The organism is Kangsaoukella pontilimi, from assembly GCF_009830125.1.
In the GTDB taxonomy this organism is placed as follows: domain Bacteria; phylum Pseudomonadota; class Alphaproteobacteria; order Rhodobacterales; family Rhodobacteraceae; genus Kangsaoukella; species Kangsaoukella pontilimi.
In genome coordinates this window covers 153,189-170,738 of record NZ_WUPT01000001.1, presented here as the reverse complement: position 1 = coordinate 170,738, position 17,550 = coordinate 153,189, and the positions used below count along the sequence as shown (strand labels likewise).

General features: G+C 63.6%; 18 protein-coding genes. 7 read left to right on the top strand and 11 right to left on the bottom strand.

Annotated elements, in window-relative coordinates:
* Nucleotides 1-3 precede the first annotated feature (3 nt).
* Nucleotides 4-2,259, top strand: a complete 2,256-nt coding sequence (gene ptsP, locus GQ651_RS00925; RefSeq protein WP_160762340.1) for a phosphoenolpyruvate--protein phosphotransferase — start codon at nucleotides 4-6, stop codon at nucleotides 2,257-2,259.
* Here ptsP and GQ651_RS00920 read toward each other — a convergent pair.
* The 7 genes from GQ651_RS00920 to GQ651_RS00890 all read right to left on the bottom strand — a co-directional run bounded on the left by GQ651_RS00920 (nucleotide 2,256) and on the right by GQ651_RS00890 (nucleotide 10,086).
* Complete coding sequence (locus GQ651_RS00920; protein WP_160762339.1) at nucleotides 2,256-3,641, bottom strand: MATE family efflux transporter; 1,386 nt, start codon at nucleotides 3,639-3,641, stop codon at nucleotides 2,256-2,258. The two genes, ptsP and GQ651_RS00920, sit on opposite strands and share 4 nt — an antisense overlap.
* A 98-nt stretch (nucleotides 3,642-3,739) precedes the next feature.
* Nucleotides 3,740-4,582, bottom strand: coding sequence for an N-formylglutamate amidohydrolase (locus tag GQ651_RS00915; RefSeq protein WP_160762338.1), 843 nt, complete (start codon nucleotides 4,580-4,582; stop codon nucleotides 3,740-3,742).
* Nucleotides 4,579-5,577 carry an ABC transporter ATP-binding protein gene (locus GQ651_RS00910; RefSeq protein WP_160762337.1) on the bottom strand — a complete coding sequence of 333 codons (999 nt, stop codon included), beginning with the start codon at nucleotides 5,575-5,577 and terminating at the stop codon, nucleotides 4,579-4,581. Before GQ651_RS00910 ends, GQ651_RS00915 begins: the two co-directional genes overlap by 4 nt.
* Nucleotides 5,574-6,548, bottom strand: a complete 975-nt coding sequence (locus GQ651_RS00905; protein ID WP_160762336.1) for an ABC transporter ATP-binding protein — start codon at nucleotides 6,546-6,548, stop codon at nucleotides 5,574-5,576. The genes GQ651_RS00910 and GQ651_RS00905 overlap by 4 nt, the downstream gene beginning before the upstream one ends.
* The gene (locus tag GQ651_RS00900; protein ID WP_160762335.1) at nucleotides 6,545-7,465 is read right to left on the bottom strand and encodes an ABC transporter permease; all 921 of its coding nucleotides are present in this window, start codon (nucleotides 7,463-7,465) and stop codon (nucleotides 6,545-6,547) included. The genes GQ651_RS00905 and GQ651_RS00900 overlap by 4 nt, the downstream gene beginning before the upstream one ends.
* Nucleotides 7,462-8,439, bottom strand: coding sequence for an ABC transporter permease (locus GQ651_RS00895; protein ID WP_160762334.1), 978 nt, complete (start codon nucleotides 8,437-8,439; stop codon nucleotides 7,462-7,464). The genes GQ651_RS00900 and GQ651_RS00895 overlap by 4 nt, the downstream gene beginning before the upstream one ends.
* Nucleotides 8,440-8,499: 60 nt before the next feature.
* Nucleotides 8,500-10,086, bottom strand: coding sequence for an ABC transporter substrate-binding protein (locus GQ651_RS00890; RefSeq protein WP_160762333.1), 1,587 nt, complete (start codon nucleotides 10,084-10,086; stop codon nucleotides 8,500-8,502).
* Between the two features lie 180 nt (nucleotides 10,087-10,266).
* Here GQ651_RS00890 and GQ651_RS00885 point away from each other — a divergent pair, with 180 nt between their 5' ends.
* The gene (locus GQ651_RS00885; RefSeq protein WP_160762332.1) at nucleotides 10,267-11,178 is read left to right on the top strand and encodes a LysR family transcriptional regulator; all 912 of its coding nucleotides are present in this window, start codon (nucleotides 10,267-10,269) and stop codon (nucleotides 11,176-11,178) included.
* Between the two features lie 20 nt (nucleotides 11,179-11,198).
* A complete protein-coding gene (locus GQ651_RS00880) occupies nucleotides 11,199-12,158 on the top strand; it encodes a M14 family metallopeptidase (RefSeq protein ID WP_160762331.1) in 960 nt (319 codons plus the stop codon).
* Here GQ651_RS00880 and GQ651_RS00875 read toward each other — a convergent pair.
* On the bottom strand, nucleotides 12,155-12,595 hold the full coding sequence (locus GQ651_RS00875; RefSeq protein WP_160762330.1) for a helix-turn-helix domain-containing protein: 441 nt from the start codon (nucleotides 12,593-12,595) through the stop codon (nucleotides 12,155-12,157). The two genes, GQ651_RS00880 and GQ651_RS00875, sit on opposite strands and share 4 nt — an antisense overlap.
* Entirely contained in the window at nucleotides 12,592-13,095 is a 504-nt protein-coding gene (locus GQ651_RS00870) for an Lrp/AsnC family transcriptional regulator (RefSeq protein WP_227257920.1), read from the bottom strand. Before GQ651_RS00870 ends, GQ651_RS00875 begins: the two co-directional genes overlap by 4 nt.
* Before the next feature lie 129 nt (nucleotides 13,096-13,224).
* Here GQ651_RS00870 and GQ651_RS00865 point away from each other — a divergent pair, with 129 nt between their 5' ends.
* The 4 genes from GQ651_RS00865 to GQ651_RS00850 are packed head-to-tail and all read left to right on the top strand — an operon-like array spanning nucleotide 13,225 to nucleotide 15,889.
* Entirely contained in the window at nucleotides 13,225-13,980 is a 756-nt protein-coding gene (locus GQ651_RS00865; RefSeq protein ID WP_160762328.1) for a YqcI/YcgG family protein, read from the top strand.
* Nucleotides 13,977-14,333, top strand: coding sequence for a cupin domain-containing protein (locus tag GQ651_RS00860; protein WP_227257919.1), 357 nt, complete (start codon nucleotides 13,977-13,979; stop codon nucleotides 14,331-14,333). Before GQ651_RS00865 ends, GQ651_RS00860 begins: the two co-directional genes overlap by 4 nt.
* Nucleotides 14,326-15,588, top strand: a complete 1,263-nt coding sequence (locus GQ651_RS00855; RefSeq protein WP_160762327.1) for an APC family permease — start codon at nucleotides 14,326-14,328, stop codon at nucleotides 15,586-15,588. Before GQ651_RS00860 ends, GQ651_RS00855 begins: the two co-directional genes overlap by 8 nt.
* 10 nt (nucleotides 15,589-15,598) lie before the next feature.
* On the top strand, nucleotides 15,599-15,889 hold the full coding sequence (locus tag GQ651_RS00850) for a hypothetical protein (protein WP_160762326.1): 291 nt from the start codon (nucleotides 15,599-15,601) through the stop codon (nucleotides 15,887-15,889).
* Between the two features lie 42 nt (nucleotides 15,890-15,931).
* Here GQ651_RS00850 and GQ651_RS00845 read toward each other — a convergent pair whose 3' ends face one another.
* Both GQ651_RS00845 and GQ651_RS00840 read right to left on the bottom strand, forming a co-directional pair.
* A complete protein-coding gene (locus GQ651_RS00845) occupies nucleotides 15,932-16,927 on the bottom strand; it encodes a GGDEF domain-containing protein (RefSeq protein ID WP_160762325.1) in 996 nt (331 codons plus the stop codon).
* A complete protein-coding gene (locus tag GQ651_RS00840) occupies nucleotides 16,924-17,514 on the bottom strand; it encodes a heme NO-binding domain-containing protein (RefSeq protein WP_160762324.1) in 591 nt (196 codons plus the stop codon). Before GQ651_RS00840 ends, GQ651_RS00845 begins: the two co-directional genes overlap by 4 nt.
* Nucleotides 17,515-17,550 lie beyond the last annotated feature (36 nt).

The window sequence follows — 17,550 nt, the reverse complement described above, 5'->3', positions numbered from 1 at the left end:
GGCATGACAAACGACGTCGATACCGAAAGCCGCAAGCTGCTTGGTCGCCTGCGGGAGGCCTTGGCTGAGGACAGCGCGGGTCAGGCCCGGCTGGACCGGATCACGCATATCATCGCCAGTTCGATGCAGACCGAGGTGTGCTCGATCTACCTGTTCCGGGACCCGGAGACGCTGGAGCTTTGCGCGACCGAAGGTCTGAAGGCGGAGGCCGTCCACCAGACGCGGATGCGCCTTGGCGAGGGTCTTGTGGGGCGTGTCGCCCGTGACGGGCGCGTGGTGAACGAGGCGGATGCGCCTGCGGCGCGCGGGTTCCGCTATATGCCGGAGACAGGGGAAGAGGTGTTCTCGTCCTTCTGCGGCGTGCCGATCCAGCGGTTAGGGGAAAAGCTCGGCGTGCTGGTCGTTCAGTCACGCGAAGCGCGCGCCTTTTCCGAGGACGAGGTCTACGCGCTGGAAGTCGTCGCGATGGTGCTGGCCGAGATGACCGAGCTTGGCGCCTTCGTCGGAGAGGGCGAGGCGCTTCGGGCACGCCACACGCTGCCGGCGATGTTCCGGGGCGGCGTCGCGCAGGAAGGCGTGGCCGAGGGGCAGATCTGGTTGCATGAGCCGCGCGTCGTCGTGACGAACCCCATCGCCGAGGACCCCGAACAGGAAAAGCAGCGCCTGCGCGACGCGGTTCAAACGCTTCGGATTTCGGTCGATGACATGCTCATGCAGGTGGGCTCTGAACCCGCTGACGAGGACCAGCGCGAGGTGCTTGAGGCCTATCGCATGTTCGCCCATTCGCGCGGCTGGCTCCGGCGGATGGAAGAAGATATCGACGCGGGTCTCTCGGCGGAGGCGGCAGTCGAAAAGGAACAATCGCAGGCGCGGCAGCGTCTGAACCAGGCGGCGGACGCCTATCTTCGCGACCGGCTGCACGACCTGGACGACCTCTCGAACCGGCTTTTGCGTATTCTTACCGGTCAGGGTCGCGACACGGGCGCCGAGATGCCCGAGAACCCTATCCTTGTGGCGCGCAACATCGGTCCGGCCGAGCTTTTGGACTACGGTCGCGGCAAGCTCAGGGGCATCGTGCTGGAACAAGGCTCTGTCGGCAGCCACGCCACCGTGGTCGCGCGGGCCTGGGCCATCCCGCTGATCGTCCACGCCGAGGGTGTCATCAACGAGGCGCTCAATGGCGATCACGCCATGATCGACGGGGATCAGGGCATTCTGCACCTTCGCCCCGATGACAGTGTGGTCAGCGCCTTTCGCGACAAGATCGCGATGCAGGCCAAGGCGCAGGAGCGCTATGCTGGCCTGATCGGGCAGCCAGCGCAGGCGAAGTGCGGGACGACCATTGCGCTCCACATGAACGCGGGCCTGATTGCCGACCTTCCCTCGTTGGAAAGCTCGGGCGCCGAGGGCGTGGGCCTGTTCCGGACCGAGCTTCAGTTCCTCGCACGCTCGAATGTCCCCCGCCGGGGCGAGCTGGCGGCGATCTATGCGCGGGTGATGGATGCGGCCGGCGACAAGCCGGTGGTCTTCCGCACGCTCGACATCGGGTCCGACAAGGTCCTGCCCTATATGAAACGCGAGGAAGAACCGAACCCCGCGCTTGGCTGGCGGGCGATCCGCGTGGGATTGGACAAGCCCGGTGTCATGCGGATGCAGCTTCAGGCACTCATCCGTGCCGCCAATGGACGCCCGCTGACGCTGATGTTCCCTTTCATCGCGCAGTTCGACGAGTTCCGTGCCGCGCGGCAACACGTGCTGGACGAGATCGAACGCGAGGGCAAGCTGGGCCATGACTTGCCCGAGAATATCCGCATCGGCGCGATGCTCGAGACGCCCAGCCTCGCTTTCGCACCGCGTCAGTTCTTCGAGATGGCGGACTTCATCTCGATCGGCGGGAACGACCTGAAGCAGTTCTTCTTCGCCGCCGACCGCGAGAACGAACGTGTGCGGCGGCGCTATGACACCTTGAACGTCAGTTACCTGAGCTTCATCGAGCAGATCGTGCGACGCTGCGCCGAGACCGACACGCCGGTCAGTTTCTGTGGCGAGGATGCGGGCCGTCCCATTGAAGCGATGTGCTTCGCTGCGATGGGGCTGCGCACGCTCTCGATGCGCCCGGCGTCCATCGGACCGGTCAAACACCTGCTCCGCCGTGTGAACCTTGACGATGTGCGCGCGGTCATCGACCGGTCGCGCGGGTCGGGCGTGCAATCCGTCCGGGGTGACGTGATGGAGTGGCTGAGGACAATGGGCGACTAGCCCGCCGGAAGAGCCCCAACCGCGAGCTGTCGCCGCCAGAAGCGGCCTTGCAGCAGAATGCCGGCCAGTGCCAGACCGATGGTCAGCCCCAGCCAGACCCCCGTGCCCCCAAGCGGCGTGTGAAGGCCCAGCACATAGCTCGCCGGCACCCCCACCACCCAGTAGCTGAAGGCGGCATAGAGCATCGGCACCCGCGTGTCCTGCACACCCCGCAACATGCCAAGCGCCAGCACCTGAAGCGCGTCCACCGTCTGAAACAGCGCCGCCACCGCGAGGAGCGCCGCGCCCGCGATCAGGATCGCGGGGCGGTCGGGGTCGTCGGGATCGACGAAGACGCCCACAAGGACCTCCGGCACCGTCAGGAAGAGAATCATGGTCAGCGTCACGGCACCAGCCGACAGCATGAGCCCCGCAAGGCCGGTGACGCGGACGCGGTCGGGCTCTCCCCTGCCCCAGGCACGGCCCACGCGCACGGTCAGCGCCTGACTGACGCCGAGATGCACCATGAAGGTGAGCGATGCGATCTGAAGCGCGATGCCGTGCGCCGCGAGCGCGATGGTACCGACCCAGCCCATCATGACCGAACTTGCGGCAAAGAGCCCGACCTCGGCCAGATTGGTCAGACCGATGGGCCAGCCAAGCTGGAACACCCGGCCGATCGCTTCCCAGTCCGGTCGCCAGAAATTGCGGAAGAGGTCGTATTGCGGCGTTTTCCAAAGCGCATAGGCGCAAAGCGCCACCATGCTGATCACATGGCCGACGATCGACGCCAGCGCGGCCCCGACGACGCCCAGCTCCGGCGCGCCGAAATTTCCGAAAATCAGTGCATAGTTCAGCAGGACGTTCAGAACTGCCGCGCCGATGGTGACCAGCAGGATGATACGCGTCATTTCTAGCGCGGACAGGTAGCTTTTCATCACCATGACGATCAGCGCCGGTGTGAGCCCGACACCAGCCACCGCCATGTAAAGCCCGGCGATGCGGCTGACCTCGGGGTCCTGTCCGATGGACAGGAACAACTCCTCGAAGAACAGCAGTGGGAATGTCGCGACGATACCGAAGATAACCGACAGCCAAAGGCCCATCCGTGTGGCCCGCCGCACCTGCCGGTGGTCGTCGACACTGGCCGCGCTCGCCACCATGGGCATCACCGCCCAGGCGAAACCCGACCCAACGATGAACAGGCAGAAATAGACCGGCCCCGCCAGCGACACGCCCGCCAGCGCTGTGACGTCATACCAGCCGAGCATGAGAGCGTCCGAGGTCGTGATCGCCATCTGCGCCAAGTGACTGCCGACCAGCGGCAGCCCCAGCGAGACGAGCGCACGCGCCTCGGCGCCAAGACCACGGCCTGGCGCGATCTGTTGGTCATTGATCGCCATGAGACGCCTATAGACCCGCGCCGCGGGTCTGGGCAATCAAAAGCTGACGCGATCCCGCGATCCTGTCTCAGGGGTGTTCCTGTCTGGGTGAGGCGACCTCATATCGTTTCTGAAAGGCTCGCCACCTCGGCATTCAGCCGTTCGAGATTGGCGGCCAGTTCCAGAAATCCTGGCCGCTTCGAAAGGGTAGCTTCATCCATGTAAAGCGCGCGGTTCACCTCGATCTGGATCGAATGGCGCCCTTCGTCCGGTCTGCCGTGGCGGCGGACCAGCTCGAACCCCTTGTAGGGATCGTTGATGGCAACGCTGTACCCCATGGCGCGCAGCGTCTCGACCACACAATCGGTCAGCGCGGGTGCGCAAGTGGTCCCGTCCCGGTCGCCGATCACGAAGTCGGGGCGCGCGACCTCGCCGTCCTCGGTCGTGCGGTCGCCCATGCTGGCCATGGAATGGCAATCGACGTGCACCACGCGCCCGACGCGCCCGTGCGCGGCGTCGATCTCTGCCGCGAGTGCATCGTGATAGGGTCGCCAATAGTCTTCGATCCGGGTCCTGATATCGGCGGCGGTCAGAGGGCCGTCATAGATCGGGCCGAAGGCTTTCATGTCCTTCCAGATCAGACCGATCCCCCGGCTGAGCGTCTTGGACGTTGGGTTGACCGGTCCGTCCCACCCGTCCGCGATCATGGACAGATCAAGATCATCCTCGTTCCGGTTCGGGTCGATATAGCAGCGCGGGAACAGCGCGTGGACCAGAACCGCGCCCAGCCCGGTGACGTGGCCGAACAGTTCCTCGATATGCGCATCCTCGGACCGGCGGAGCGTCATACGATCCACCACATGAGTGAAGTTCGCCGGATAGATCGACCCCGAATGCGGGCTGTCGAAGACAAGCGGACGGGTGTCCCCGATGGGGCGCTCGACACGGACGAATGCGCTCACGCGTCCCTCCAGTGATGGCAGGAAACAATGCCCGCATCGCCGGAGGGTTCCAGCATGGGACGGGTCTCACGACAAAGATCGGTCGCACGCGGGCAGCGCGGGTTGAAGTGACAGCCGGGCGGCGGGTCGAGCGGCGACGGGATCTCCCCTTCGATCGGCGCGAAATCGCGTTTGCGCTGATCGAGACGCGGCGCCTCGGCCAGAAGCGCCTGTGTGTAGGGGTGGCGCGGATTGGCGAAGATGTCCTCGGTGGGCGCGGCCTCGACGATCCGGCCGAGATACATGATCGCCACCCGGTCCGCGATATGTTCGACCACGGACAGGTCGTGGCTGATGAAGAGATAGGTCAGACCCAGTTCCTCGCGGAGGTCCATGAACAGGTTGATGACCTGCGCCTGGATAGACACGTCGAGCGCGGCAATCGCCTCGTCGCAGACAAGGAAACGCGGTTTGACGGCAAGCGCCCGCGCAATCCCGATCCGCTGGCGCTGACCGCCCGAGAACTGGTGCGCGTAGCGTTTCTTGAGGCTCGGATCGAGGCCCACCTTCCGCATCACATCGTCGACGTAGTCGGACACCTCGTTCGCCGCGACCAGACCATGCACGCGGGGCGCCTCGCCGATGATGTCCTCGACCCGCATCCGGGGATTGAGGCTGGCGAAAGGGTCCTGAAAGATCATCTGGATCGCCAGCGTGGCGGCCCGCGTCTCGGCCCCGGACATCTTCGCCACGTCCTTGCCTTCGAACAGGATGCTGCCCTCGCTCGCGGCATGGATGCCGGCCACGACACGGCCCAGCGTGGACTTGCCGCAGCCGGACTCGCCCACGAGGCCCAGAACCTCGCCGGGCTTGATCGCAAGGTCGACGCCGTCCACCGCGTGGACGGTTTCCTCTTTCACCGACGAGCCGAGCTTCGCCGCGATGCGGCCCGCCATGTCGAGCCGCTTGGTGAAGCGCTTGGAGACCCCCCGGATTTCGAGAATGGGATCGTTCATGCCGTCACCCCTTCCCGGCGGGGATGGACGCAGCGGATCTGGCGGCCATCCACCGTCTGAACGCCGGGCGGCGGGGTGCAGGCGTCGGTCGCCCACCGGCAGCGGGGCGCGAAGGCGCAGCCTTCGGGCAGGTCAAGCATGTTGGGCGTCATCCCCTCGATCTGATACAGCCGCTCGCCCCGCTTGTTGGCGGACGGCACCGAGCCGAGAAGGCCCACGGTATAGGGATGAAGCGGGTGGTCGATGACGAGGTCGGTCTCGCCCTGCTCAACGATGCGGCCCGCATACATGACCGAAATCCGATCCGCGAGGCCCGCGACCACGGCAAGATCATGGGTGATCCAGATCATCGCCGTGCCGGTCTGACGGGTCAGCTTCTGCGCCTCGTGGATGATCTGGGCCTGAATGGTGACGTCCAGCGCGGTGGTCGGCTCGTCAGCGATGATTAGATCGGGACGGTTGAGAAACGCCGTGGCGATGGCGACGCGCTGGCGCATGCCCCCCGACAACTGGTGCGGATAGGCCTGCAGCCGTTCCTCTGGCGACGGGATGCCGACGAGACCCAGCGCGTCGCGGCTCCGCTCCCATGCTTCGCGCTTGTCCACCTTTTCATGGGCGAGGATTGCCTCGATCATCTGGGTGTCGATCCGAAGGACCGGATTCAGCGTCATCATCGGGTCCTGAAAGATCATCGCGATCCGGTTGCCGCGTAGCGTCTTCAGCCGCTCTTCGCTCGCGCCCGCGATATCCTCGCCATTGAAGCGAATGGCCCCTTCGACGATCCGCCCCGGCGGGTCGATCAGGCCAAGGATGGAAAAGCCGGTAATCGACTTGCCCGACCCGCTTTCGCCCACAAGGCCCATGACCTCGCCTTTGGCGACGCTGAAGTCCACGCCATCCACCGCCTTGACCACACCGGCGCGGGTGAAAAAGTGGGTCTTCAGCCCTTCGACTTCGAGAACGGCGGTCATTTCTTCAGCCTCGGGTTCAGGACGTCGCGCAGGTGATCGCCCACAAGGTTGATCGAGACGACCGTCAGCAGAAGCGCGATACCGGGGAACACGGAGATCCAGTAGCGCCCCGACAGCATGTATTCAAAACCGTTGGCGATTAGCACGCCGAGGCTGGGCTCGGTCTGGGGCAGGCCCACGCCGAGGAAGGAGAGCGTGGCCTCAAGGCTGATTGCGTGGGCGGTCTGAACCGTACCGACGACGATCAGCGGCGCCAGACAGTTGGGCAGGATGTGCCGGAAAACGACGCGGGTGCGCGACAGGCCGAGACATTGGGCGGCTTCCACGTATTCCTTGCGCCGTTCGACCAGCGCGGTGCCGCGCACGGTACGCGCGTAATAGGCCCATTGCGCGACGACGAGGGCAAGGATGATGTTCTCGATCCCCTTGCCGAGGATCGCCACCAGCATCAGCGCGACGAGCGAGGCAGGGAAGGACAGTTGCAGGTCCACAAGCCGCATGATCACGTTCTCGACCCGCCCGCCTGCATAGGCGGCAACCAGACCGACGGCCATGCCGACGACGAGAGCGATCATGCCGGAGGCAACGCCCACCGCCAGCGAAATGCGCAGGCCATAGAGGATCGCGGAATAGAGGTCCCTGCCCGATCCGTCCGACCCCAGCCACATCGTGTAGCCGGTAAATGCCTCGCTTCCGGGCGGCAGGCGACCGTCGAGCACGTCGACCTGGCCCAGATCATAGGGGTTCTGCGGCGTGATGTAGGGGGCCAGCAGCGCCAGGATGATGATGAGGCCCAGAAGGAACAGCGCGCCCGTGGCGATCCAGCTTTCGAAGAACTCCGAGCGAAAGCGCTGGAACGGCGTTTCGACCTTCGCGGTTTCGTCCACTGTCGCGGTGTCTGCAGAGATATCGGTCATGCGCCCTGATCCTGAAGCCGGACCCGCGGGTCGAGGATGGAATAGAGGATGTCGACGATCAGATTGATGATCACGAAGAACAGCACGATGATCATCAGGTAAGCGACGACCACCGGGCGGTCGAGCTGCAGGATCGCGTCGATCAGGAGCTTGCCCATGCCGGGCCAGGCGAAAATCGTCTCGGTCACGACGGAAAAGCCGATGAGGCTTCCGAATTCGAGGCCCATCACCGTGACCACCGGTATCATGATGTTCTTGAGCACATGCACGAAGATGATCCGCCGGGTCGACAGCCCCTTGGCGCGGGCGAATTTCACATAGTCCTGCCCCATCGCTTCCCGCACGCCCGCACGGGTCAGGCGCACGGCCAGCGAGATCTTGAGAAGCGCCAGGTTCAGCGCAGGCAGGAACAGGTGGCTCAGGCCGTCTGCTGTAAAGAGGCTGCTTTCAATCCCGAGGAAGGTGGCCGTGTCGCCCCGCCCGGTCGACGGCAACCAGCCAAGTTCGACCGCGAAAACCATGATCAGCATCAGCCCCACCCAGAAGGTCGGCAGCGAGAAGCCAAGGATCGACCCCGCCATGATGCCCTTGGAAATCGGGTTGTCGGGGTAAAGCCCGGCATAGAGGCCGAGCGGGATGCCAATGACAACCGACAGAAACAGCGCCGAAAAGGCCAGTTCCAACGTCGCGGGCATGTGGTGGAAGATCAGCTTGAGCGCCGGTTCCCCGAAGATGAAGGAATTGCCGAGGTCTCCCCTCAGCGCGCCCTGCAGGAACAGCAGGTATTGCTCCCAGATCGGACGGTCGAGGCCAAGGCGCGCGATAGCTGCCTCAAGCTCGGCCTGATCGGCATCGGGGCTGACCAGCATGTAGACCGGGTCACCGATGACGTTGACGCCGAAAAAGACGATCACCGACATCAGCGCCATCACGAGGAAGGCCTGCAGAAGGCGACGGATCACGAAGGCGGACATGGTGGCTCCCCCGGCTCAGGGTTGCCGGGCCGCACGGAATGGCGCGGCCCGGCGACAGGCTTAGTTGGTCTTCTTGACGCCCATCGCGATGGTGTATTCATCCGTCCGCGGCGCATAAGCCAGACCCTTGCGGGTGCCCCAGGTATTTACCTGGAAATGCGTCGGGATGATCGCGACGGTGTCCATCGCCATCTCGGTCGCCTCGGCCAGTAGGTCCTGACGCTTGGCATCGTCCACGGTGGCGAGCGCTTCCTTGATCTTGGCGTCGATATCCGGGTTCGAGTGGCGACCGCGGTTGGTGGCACCGAGGCCCGCGTCCTTGTCAAAGGTATGGATCAGCGCCTTCAGCGGCGAGGATGCCTCACCCGAACCGGCGCCCCAGCCCACAAGGATAAAGCTGAACTCGGGCTCACCTTCGGGCGAGCCGGACGAGGCCCGTCCGAAATACACCGAACGCGGCATGGTTTCGACCGCCGTGCGGATACCCACGCGGGTCAGCATCTGGGCGATGGCTTCCGCGATCTTGGCATCGTTGATGTAGCGGTCGTTCGGGCCGTGAATCGTCATGGCAAAGCCGTCGCCATAGCCAGCCTCGGCCAGAAGCGCCTTGGCGCCCTCGGGGTCATAAGCCGGCACTTCGATGTTTTCCGACACGCCGAAGAAGCCGTCGGGCAGAAGCTGACCGGCGGGCACGGCCACACCTTCCATGACGCGGTCGACGATGGCATCGCGGTTGATCGCCATGCTGATCGCTTTACGGACGCGGACATCCAGCAGCGGGTTCTTGATTTCGCTGCCATCAAGCGCGGTGATATGGGGCGAGTTCTCGCGGAACTGGTCCATATGCAGATAGATCACGCGGTTTGACGGACCCTGATAGAGCGCGACGTCGTCGTTCCCTTCAAGCGTCGTGATGTCGGTCGTCGGAACACCCGAGATCACGTCCACGTCGCCCGCCAGAAGCGCGGCAACGCGGCTCGGTCCCGAACTGATCGGTCGGAATTCGACTTCGGTCCATTCCGGCTTTTCGCCCCAATAGTCCTCGTTCCGCTCGAACACCACGGACTGGCCGGGCGTATAGCTGACGAACTTGTAGGGGCCGGTTCCGACAGCGGCGGTGCCGTTGTTGAACTCTTCCGTGGTCGCGCCGCAACCAACGCTGTCCGAGATGATCGCAACGGTCGAAACGTCGTTACCCATCAGCGGATAGGGCTCTTCGGTCTTGAAGTGGACGGTATAGTCGTCGACCTTCTCGACGGTCTTGCCCTTGGTATAGGTCGCGAAGCTGGCCGGCGAGTTCGGCACGTTCGGCGCACGCTCGAAGGTGCAGACCACGTCATCGGCGGTGAAATCGCTGCCGTCGTGGAATTTCACGCCTTCGCGCAGCTTGAATTCCCAGGTCAGGTCATCGACCGGGGTCCAGGACACGGCGAGGCCGGGCATCAGGCGCTGACGCTCATCCTGCAGGATCAGGCGGTCGAAGATGTGTAAGGACAGCGCGTTGTTCGGACCGACGTTGTGAAATTGCGGGTCGATCGACGTGGTTTCGGACGCAAGGCCGACGGTGAGCTTTTCGGCTGTGGCCGCACCGGCCCCCAGCATAAGCGCCCCGGCAGCGACCAGCGTCGCGGTGGTCATCTTTTTCATATGTTGTCTCCCTGTGATGGCGGCAGATTTGTTCGCACAGGCGCGCGACACCACCGTCTCAATGGACAGATGCTAGCTAGCGTAATTTTCATTGCCAATGCCAAATTATATGCAACTTTGCATAGGCCAATCCAACACCAGCGGATGGTAAACCGCGTTGATCCGAACGAGGCTCAATTCATGACCGAACACCGCCACAGACTGCGCGAATTCGAGGCGCTCCGCGCTCTCGTCACGACGGGGACGACCATCGGCTCGGCGCGGCGGCTGGGAATCTCGCAATCCGCCGTCAGCCGATCCCTGGCGCAGCTTGAGGCGCGGGTGGGACGCGCCCTTTTCGTGCGCTCCTCGGGGCGAATCGAGCCCACCGCAGAGGCGCTTCGCCTAAACGAGAGGCTGGACCCGATCTTCGAGACGCTGGCCGAGATCGAAGGCGCAGACTGGGCCGCGCCCGAGGACGAGCCGCTCAGGCTGATCGTGCCACCCACGCTGGCGCATCACTTCATCATCTCCCGCGTAGCGCGGTTCCTGAAACAGCACCCGAACCGCCGCGTGCAGCTTGAGATTCAGTCCACCGACGTGCTTGTCGCTGGCATTGTGGACCTGCGCTACGATCTCGGAATCACGAGCGGCATGATCGAGCGCACGGGCGTCAGGCTTCTGCCGTGGCGACGGTCGCAGATCGTCTGCGCGATGCCCGTGGGCCACCCGTTCGAGGCGAAAACCATGATCGAGCCGCAGGACCTCGACGGGGTCGAAATGGTCGAGTTTCTCCGCCGCCTCGGGACTCGCGCAAATACCGAAAAGCTATTCGCACGCGCCGGCATTACACCCAAGACCATCGCCGAGACCGCTACGAACATGGCCGCGCTGGAACTTGTCCGCGAGGGGCTGGGCGTCACGCTCATCAACCCCTTCCCGCTTCTGACGAGCGACTTTCCCGGTGTTTCGGTCCGTCCCTTCAACGCACCTATTCACTACCAGACCAGCTTCGTCCTTCCCGCCAACCGGCCCGTCTCCGAGGCCGCGCGGCAATTCATGCGTTTCGTCAAACTCTTCACCCCGAACGACCGGTTCTCGGAACCGGTCTGACCCGAACAAGGATCACGCCCATGCCGCAACTCGACATCCCGAACAGCTACCCCGTCGAACTGACGCCCCCCGATATCTCGGCATATGCACCCGGCAACACCGGTATCCCCTATGTCTGGCGGTTCGAAAGCGGCAAGGCGGGGCCGAACGTGATGATCTCGGCCATCGTTCACGGCAACGAACCCTGCGGCGCGATTGCGCTGGACTGGCTGATGTCGTCCGACGTGCGCCCCGAAATGGGGACGCTGACGCTCGCCTTCATGAATATCGAAGCCTACGAGGCCTTCGATCCGGCCGATCCCAATGCGACGCGATGGCTGGACGAGGACATGAACCGGGTCTGGAACATCGACGTTCTGGAAGGCGACCGCGACAGCGTCGAATTGCGCCGCGCGCGCCAGGTGCGCCCTGCGCTCGAAGACATCGACTATCTGCTCGACCTCCACAGCATGCAGCACCTTGCGCCCCCCGTGATGATCACCGGCCGCCACCAGCGCGCCAAGGAGCTTTCGGCCAAGGTCGGCCTGCCCAAGCGCATCATCGGCGATTTCGGCCACGCCGCCGGGCGCCGGATGCGCGACTATGCGGGCTTCGACGAGGAAGGCGGCTCGAAGACGGCGATTCTGGTGGAATGCGGACAGCATTGGGAAGCGGCTGCCGCCCCGCTGGCCAAGGCGACATCGGCACGGTTCCTGAGTGCGACCGGCGTGATGGCGCCGGAATTCGCCGAGCCCTTCCCGCCCGAGGAGGAACAGATGTTCTACACGGTGACCCAGGCGGTGACGATCACGTCACCCGAAGGCTTCACCTTTGCCGAACCGTTCACCGGCGGCGAGGTGATCGAAAGGGCGGGCACGCTTCTCGGCCATGACGGCGAGACGCCTGTCACTACGCCAGAGGACAACATGATGCTCGTGATGCCGTCCAAGCGCCTTTATCAGGGACAGACGGCGGTGCGGCTTGCGCGGCGCGACACCTAGCCCCGGAGCCGCATCAGCTCGCGTTCATTCGGAACGATGTGGGCGGCATTGGCGATCAGAAGCCGGAACACCGCGTCCAGCACCTCGGGGTGCTGGCAGGTCGCCATGGCGCGGATCACCTGTCGCCCCCGATTGGAGGCAAGAAGATCGCGGCACACGCTTTCGCAATCGAACTCCTCGGTGTCGACAAAGGCCAGGCGATTATCGAGCTGTTCCCAGATTTTGCAGGGCGGAATTCCGGTGAGATGGGCGAATTCACTGAGAAACCGCGCGGTGATGCCCGTGCGGCCTTCTTCGATATCGGTCAGTTGCGCCTCACTGATCCCCAGCAACTCGGCCAGGTCGTCCAGCCGGAAACCGGCGCCCAGACGGTAGACCCGCAAGAGACCGCCAAGCTCCCGGTCGAAGCCGGATGCTTCGTGCGCAGCACAATTCATGAAACGAGTTGCCCCTCTCGGGTGATCACATAACCCTCGGGTGCTGTCTCGCAGATGCCAGAGATACGTTCGCACCAGGTCTTCAGAATCATCGTCGTGGTCAGCGAGGCCACCTCGGGATGCCGCGCCAGCCGGTCGCGCAGGTCCTCGATGATGCTCTGATCCGCCGCTTCGAGGAGAATGCGCATGTCGGTCGACCCGGCCGTCGACCAGCACGAAACGAGCTCGCTCCAATGCGAGATCGAGGCGAAGACCTTGCCGCAGACGTTCCGCCTGAGACGCACCTCGAACATCGCGCGGACGCCGGACGGACGTGCATCGTCCTGGTGGTCGATCTCGATCGTGAAGCGTCGGATGACGTTTTCGCGGATCAGTTTGTCAACGTGATGCCGTACGGTCGGTCGCGAAAGACCGACGATTCCTGCTATCTCGGTCACGGAGCGGCGGCCATTCTCCTTGAGCAGTTGGAGAATCATTTTATCCGTCGGACTCAACTTCATGCGTACATCCTCACTTTAACCTCAACTTTAACGCGTTTTTCGACAAAACGAAGAATTTTTTTCGATTTGAAAGGTGCGACCTCGTCAAATCAGGGTGATCCTTCAACGAAATGTAAAGGATCTCTGAAAATGGCAGCACTTCTTTCCAAAACGGAAATACCCGAAACCTTCGCATCCTCCTCCTGGCAGCGGGTCATTTTCTCGGAATTCGAAGCGACGCTCACCAGCACGGCGCGGCCCTTTCCCTGCGTGTTCGGCGTGACCGGTCACAAAGCCGATCAGATACGCTACGCGTTTCCCGATCCTTTCGACGCAGAAAGCATTGGCGCCCTCCTGACCGAATACCTCGCCGGCGCACGCGATCTCGGACGGATGACATCGCTCGTACTTTTTGCCCGGCCGGGACCCGTTCAGCATATCGAAAGCTATCGTCAGCGGTTCTGGCATCTTCTCGACGATCTCGAACGACAGGATACCACGCCGCGCCCCGAAGGCATTGCACGGGAACTGGACGATCCAAGCTGGGAGTTCTGCTACGCCGGAGAGCCGATCTTCGTCGTCTGCAACTCGCCGGCGCATGTACTCCGCCAGAGCCGCCGTTCGTCGTCCTTTATGGTGACGTTCCAGCCACGCTGGGTCTTCGACGGCATCACGGACAGCGACACACCCGCAGCAAGACGCGCGCTCGCAACCGTGCGCGAGCGGCTGGCGGATTTCGACGCCATTCCGACCGCCCCGTATCTCGGCGCCTATGGTGAGCCGAAAAACCGCGAGTTCCGGCAGTACTTCATCGACGACAGCAACGCAGCGCCCACCTGCCCGTTCCACCGGCTGGGCGCCCCCACAACCGATACCGACGACACCGAAGAAGGAAAGGTCGCATGAACCAGCACAGCACCATTCACGCCCCGCTCACAGATGTCCGCATCTTCGCGATGGAAACCGACGTCACCGACCTGCGCCCGCTGATCGAGCGCCTTCTGCCCGATCAGGGCTGCATCGAAGTGCAGCGCGATGTTCCGCACAAGGAACATGCCTGGCACCATCATGACACCGACGAGACGCTGGTGATCCTTGACGGTGCGGTGCGCTTCTACTGGGACGGCGGCGAGCGAATCTGCACACCCGGCAGCGTTATCTCGCTTCCCGCCGGGGTGCGCCACGGCTCTGTCGCGCTCGAAGACGGCGCCACCTATTTCATTGCCTTCCACAACGCGAATCTGACCCATCATGTCTGAACTAACCCGTACCATCGGCCTCGGGCGCGGCACTTTCATGATGCTGAACATCGTCCTTGGGGCCGGGCTGCTGACGCTGCCCGGCCTCGCCGCGCAGATGTCAGGCAACGCGGCGCCCGTCGTCTGGGGGGCCTGCGCGTTGGTCGCGATCCCGCTTCTGGCCGTTTTCGGCATTCTCGGCCGCAAGATGCCAAGCTCTGGCGGTCTTCCTGCATGGGTCCGTGACGCCTTCGGCCCCTATGCCTATGCGCCGACCATTCTGCTTTTTCTTGGCGCGGTCAGCGTCGGGCTACCTTCGATCGCGATCACCGGCGGCTACTATGCTTCGGCGGTGATAGGGGGCGACCCACACTTGCTTGCGGGGCTTCTGATCCTTGCCGCGGCCGCCGTGAACCTGCTTTCGGCCGAGATCGCCGGACGCGCGAACTCGGCGATCGCTTCGCTTCTCCTTCTGGTGATGGTGGTCCTCGCGACAATAGGGATCGCCACAAGCGGGACGAGCGTTGCCGAGACGCCGCTGCCCTCGATCACGACCATCAGCCCGATGACCTTCGGCGCCACGTTCATGATGATCTTCTTCGCCTTCACCGGCTGGGAAGTCGCTGCGAACCTCGCGGGCGAGTTCCGCGACCCGGAGCGCACATTCCCGCGGGCGATCGCCCTTTCCTTCGTTGCGGCGGTCGGGCTCTATCTGGCGCTGGCCTTTCTCGTCCTTAAGGCAGGTCCGGTGGCTTACGGTCCGGCGCCCTTTGCGGCGATCTTCTCCGAAAGGTTCGGGCCGGTCGGAGAGACCGCTGTGGGCGCAGTCGCCGTGGCACTGATCTTCGCGAACCTTTCCGCTGCGATCTGGGCGGTGTCTCGCATGGTCTATTCGGTCGCGCGGGACGGTTACCTGCCTGTGGCGCTGACGCGGGTTACAAAAGGCGTGCCGCTCAGGTCGGTCGGGACCACGGTCGCGGTGCTCTTGGTCGTGACCGAACTTTCTCGGGAAGGGATCTTCAGCCTTGCCGAACTGCTCGAGGCTGCGGGGCAGAATTTCCTTCTGCTTTACGCAGCGGCGGCGATTTCTCTGATGACCCTGTCGAGCGCCGCGAAACATCGCGTTCTTGCGGCACTTGGCATCACCCTCGTCGCCGTCCTGATCGCGAGCCGGCCCCTTAGCGAGCTTCAGTTCCCAGTTGCCTTGATCCTCACCGGCTTGGTCCTTGCCGGACTTCACGCAAGACGCTCCGGGATGACCGAAGCGCGTTCCTGAAAGGATACGAATGACAAGACACCACCTACGCGCCATCGATTGCGGAACGCCCGACGAGCTTCGCGCCCGAATGGTCGAAAGGGTTGCCACGCTGTCCACGCCGGAGCTGTCGCTGGTTCTGGAGTTCGCGGAACAGATCGTGACGCGCTTCGATCCGGAAACGGTCGCTGAGTTCATGGCGTGGCGATCGGACCCTCGGATCGAAAGCATCCTGCAGATCGCGGCCGCCCTGGACGAGGCCGGGCGCGATCAGCTTCTGTTCGATGCGGAACACCGGATCGAAGACGAAACAAGGGTCTGAGCCGGCGGGCGCGGTCGTTGTCCGGTTGCGGCCCTGCGCCCGTCAGTCCGCCGACACCGTCACGAGCCCACGGCCCGAACGCTTCGAGCGGTAGAGAGCTTCGTCTGCGCGGGCCATCAGCGTCTGCGCGGCTTCCTGCGTAAGGCCGGCCTCATTCGCGATGCCGACGCTGGCGGCGATATGGCACGTCACGCCTTCGACCATGATCGGCTCTTTCAGCCGCTCGACCAACCGCTCTCCCACGGTGACCGGAAGCGAGGCATCGCCGACATCGCGCAGAATTGCGAGAAACTCGTCGCCGCCGATGCGCGCCACGAAATCCGACTCCCGAAGGCACGTCCGTAGCCGTTGGGCGGCCACCCGCAGGACCGCGTCGCCGACAGTGTGGCCATATTGGTCGTTGACCGCTTTGAAATGGTCTAGGTCAATAGCCAGAACCGCGAAGGGCTGCCCGGAATCCACCAGCTTGATGACCTCGCGATCAAAGGCACGCCGATTGGCCAGACCGGTGAGTTCATCGGTCAGCGAGCGCTTCTCAGCCTCGATCCGGCTTTGCTCCAGTCTTGCGATCAGCTGACGCGCCTCTTTCTCGGCCGCCTTGCGCCCCTCGACGAGGTACAGCATCTCGACGGCCAGGTCCGTTGGCGCGAAGTCATGATGCGTCAGGTCGTAGGCGACAACCGCGTCTGCGACCTGCATGCCGAAAGAGCAATTTACCAAAAGCCCTGACTCGTCGTCTCCTACCGGCATCGCGACGCAGCGCAGACCGACATTCGGCCCGCGCGGAGAGCGAACGCGGATATGGACGGCCCGCGCAAGCGCGGCGCGCAGTTCCTGCACTCGAACAATTCCACGAGGCCTGATCACGTCGAAACGGTCTAAAAAATCCTGTCCCACAAGGTTGTCGTCGATCTTGGCGAGTGTGGGCCCGACAGCCAGAATGATCCCGTCGGCATCGAGCCGAAGGTACAGCGGCATCAGCACCGCAAGCGCATCGGAGGCGATCGGCACGCGCTCGCGTGCGGCTTCACTCGTCATCCGTTCCCCGCATTTACGAGGCGGAAATCCCGTCCGGTGGCGAAGCCGGCGTCGTGGATATTCACCGTCAGCCGCTCGCTTCCACGATACAGGCCGCGATGTTCTATCGTCGCCAGCACACCGTAGTCGTCCGCCATGCCCCGGAGCACTCCAAGCGCGACATGCGCCGTTCCGGCGAGCGGGCTGTTGATGTAGATGACCACATTCGACAGTCCGAAATCATGCACTTCCACACTTGGGAACTCCCGGCTTGGAAGAACCAGCCTCGCCCGGTCGGGAAGGTCTTCCAGAGACAGCAGGAACGTATGGAAATCGGGTCCGCCGAACCGCAGAAGCCGACGAAAGACGCCGCTGTCTGGCCATGTCACAAGGTAGTTCCCCAGATCCTCCAGCAGAGCATCACGCGGCTTTCCGCATTCAAAGGCCGCCGCCGTGATCACCGTTTCGGTCACCGTCGGATCATAGGTCACCATAGGCTCGAACGTGTCGAATCCCAGGGCCGCCGTGGCGGTAACCTCCGCCCAGACCTCCGGTCCGTTCACGTCGCAGACAAACCGTTGAATCGCCCTGTTCAAAAGCCGGTACATCGAATCCTCGCTGTTTCAGCGCCGGATTAAGGCCTT